The organism is Ligilactobacillus acidipiscis DSM 15836 (assembly GCF_001435755.1).
Lineage (GTDB): Bacteria > Bacillota > Bacilli > Lactobacillales > Lactobacillaceae > Ligilactobacillus > Ligilactobacillus acidipiscis.
The window spans coordinates 1-2,341 of the sequence record NZ_AZFI01000228.1 but is presented as its reverse complement, the minus strand read 5'-3'; the positions used below and the strand labels follow the sequence as shown (position 1 = coordinate 2,341).

General features: G+C 37.0%; 4 protein-coding genes and 1 pseudogene. 2 read left to right on the top strand and 3 right to left on the bottom strand.

Annotated elements, in window-relative coordinates; genetic code table 11:
* Positions 1-75: 75 nt before the first annotated feature.
* Positions 76-435: a hypothetical protein gene (locus FC65_RS10150; protein WP_056972596.1), complete on the bottom strand. Its 360-nt coding sequence runs from the start codon at positions 433-435 to the stop codon at positions 76-78.
* Between the two features lie 12 nt (positions 436-447).
* Entirely contained in the window at positions 448-1,035 is a 588-nt protein-coding gene (locus FC65_RS10145; protein WP_056972594.1) for a site-specific integrase, read from the bottom strand.
* Positions 1,036-1,120: 85 nt separating this feature from the next.
* Here FC65_RS10145 and FC65_RS10140 point away from each other — a divergent pair, with 85 nt between their 5' ends.
* On the top strand, positions 1,121-1,384 hold the full coding sequence (locus FC65_RS10140) for an AbrB/MazE/SpoVT family DNA-binding domain-containing protein (protein WP_056972592.1): 264 nt from the start codon (positions 1,121-1,123) through the stop codon (positions 1,382-1,384).
* Positions 1,378-1,722: a type II toxin-antitoxin system PemK/MazF family toxin gene (locus FC65_RS10135; RefSeq protein WP_056972590.1), complete on the top strand. Its 345-nt coding sequence runs from the start codon at positions 1,378-1,380 to the stop codon at positions 1,720-1,722. Before FC65_RS10140 ends, FC65_RS10135 begins: the two co-directional genes overlap by 7 nt.
* A gap of 142 nt (positions 1,723-1,864) precedes the next feature.
* Here the strand turns inward: FC65_RS10135 and FC65_RS10130 are convergent.
* A pseudogene (locus tag FC65_RS10130) lies at positions 1,865-2,311 on the bottom strand (helicase-related protein); the annotation flags it as partial.
* Positions 2,312-2,341: the final 30 nt, after the last annotated feature.

Genomic DNA, 2,341 nt, shown 5'->3' with positions numbered 1-2,341 from the left:
GATAGTGTGAACTATCTCCTACCCGATTTAGAAGGCTAGCGCCAACGATAAAAATCCTAGAGCTAAATCTCAAGATTAATCAATCACATTGTGAAGAATCCAATGGCTATAAGCAAGACGAGCACCAGGAGTAATCACCCAGGGGTGATTAATTTCGAAAATTTGAATTTCAGTTTCTAAGTAAAGCGGCGTCTTACCATGATTAAAAGCAAAAACGGGTTGTGGAAAATCAGGCTTACTAGCAACTTGATGAACACTTTGACGAGAGTTCATCTGCCACCGAATTTTTAGATCTTCACGCGACAATAATTTTGGCAGGTGTGTTTTTTCAATTTGAGCTTGTTGCTGCAACTTTTGTGTAAATTCTTGTTTAGTCTTGTTTTGGTGCCAATCATCAAACAGCTCATATTTGTTGGTTTTAAAATCTAAATCCATAAAGCCGGCCTCCTAACCAAAATCAATTTTATCCAGCATCGTTTCAGTACTAGCCTGGTCTAAGCCTAAATAAGCTAAAGTCATCGTCTCACTGGAATGATTGAGCAGATTCATGACTAAGCCAATATTATAGTTTGATTGTGTGTAGACACGATAAGCCCCGGTTTTGCGCATCGTATGAGTACCTAGATAATTAATTCCTAACAGATTGCCAACTTTACTCATAATTTTGTAGAACTGTTTTTCAGTGATATGGCGTTCTGGGTGTTGACTGGAAGGAAAGAGCCATTCAGATTCAAGCTTATGATCAAGCAGCCATTGACGATACAATAAGAGCTCTGTTTGAACTGGTTTAAGATACAAGGTATTAGGCTTACCCGTTTTTCGGTAGTGAATGAACGCATTTTGTTTAATAGAACCGTCCGGATTAAAAATATCGGTTTGTTTTAAGCCCATAACGTCACTCACTCTCAGTAGCGTAGCTTTACCAACTTGAAAGATTGTATAGTTACGCTGGCCAGCTTTAAAATTATTGAGTAAAGTATCTTGAACCTCTTTGAGAACGTTAGAATCTTTGATGGGTAAGACAACTTGTTGCATGTAAATGACCTCCAGTAAGAATATTTGCATTGTGTATCTACGTGGGATATACTTGGCTTGCAATAATAATTTAGGAGGGGAAAATATGGAACTTATTAAAGAACAAACACGCTTAGCAAAGTGGGGAAACTCGAAAGCTGCTAGAATTCCTAGCCAAATTATTAAACAACTGAAATTAGATGATAACCAAGATATGACAATAACCATTGAAAATGGATCAATTGTTTTAACACCAATAAAAAAGAACCCAACCAATATTCACGAACTATTTAAGAATTGGCAAGATGACGGGAAAAGGGATCACGAGCTTGATTGGGGAAAGTCAGAAGGTAATGAACTTCAATGGTAAGCCAAGGTGATATATTTTATGTTAACTTTAATCCAAGGCGTGGTCATGAACAGATGAATAAGCGACCAGCCATTGCTCTAAGCAATGATCTAGTCTGTCAGACAAGTAACATGACGATTGTGGCTCCAATTAGCAGTACCAAGCGTAATTTTCCAATGTATCATCGACTAACTAGTAGTCAAACAGTATATGGAAAAGTATTATTAGATCAAACCATAGCCTTAGATTTACGGGCAAGACATGTCACTGATGAAACTATTGTCGATCATGTATCGCGTGAAGAACTAGAAGAAATAATCACTTTGTACAAATTATTGTTTAGTATTGATGATAAATAGAAAGAGCCATTTATTTAATATTAAAACAAATAACCCCCAACATCTATATTATAGATATTGGGGGTTATTCTTTCAATGTTTTTGAGGGGCGATTTGAAGGTATAGCCCCTTTTCCTTGCTCTTCTGTAATCATTGCAAATTATTATTTATACTTTCCTAGTACAATTTTTTTGACTTCCTGTAAATAATCATCAGGATATTCCGGCACTAGTAAATTTCCATCAATGGCATCAACCATGATCTTTTCTTTATCTTTTAACTTATTATAAACTGTTTGATCAATGAAACTACTGTGAGCAACATCGCCCTTGGTCATCAAATAGTAGTACCTTGTGTATTGATTTGCTGGTAGTCCCAGACGGTTAATCCGATCTCGGGACTGCAACATGAAGGTCAAATTAAAGTTGTATTCGAAGTAAACCGCGTCGTGTACAGTTTGATGCAACGAAATGGATTCCCCTAAAGTGTTAGGATTCGATACCAGTACTTGTGCATCACCGGTCCGGAAATTATTAATCATTCCTTCTCGATCCTGTTTTGGTGTCGCTCCATAAACCAAGGTAGTTTTAATGCCCATGCCATTAAGAGTAAACGCGTGGTGCTAGTTCGTAACATTCAA

What these genes read in the sequence shown, in the direction of transcription:
- FC65_RS10150 (WP_056972596.1), bottom strand. Translation starts at nt 435, where the DNA reads ATGGATTTAGATTTTAAAACCAACAAATATGAGCTGTTTGATGATTGG.
- FC65_RS10145 (WP_056972594.1), bottom strand. Translation starts at nt 1,035, where the DNA reads ATGCAACAAGTTGTCTTACCCATCAAAGATTCTAACGTTCTCAAAGAG.
- FC65_RS10140 (WP_056972592.1), top strand. Translation starts at nt 1,121, where the DNA reads ATGGAACTTATTAAAGAACAAACACGCTTAGCAAAGTGGGGAAACTCG.
- FC65_RS10135 (WP_056972590.1), top strand. Translation starts at nt 1,378, where the DNA reads ATGGTAAGCCAAGGTGATATATTTTATGTTAACTTTAATCCAAGGCGT.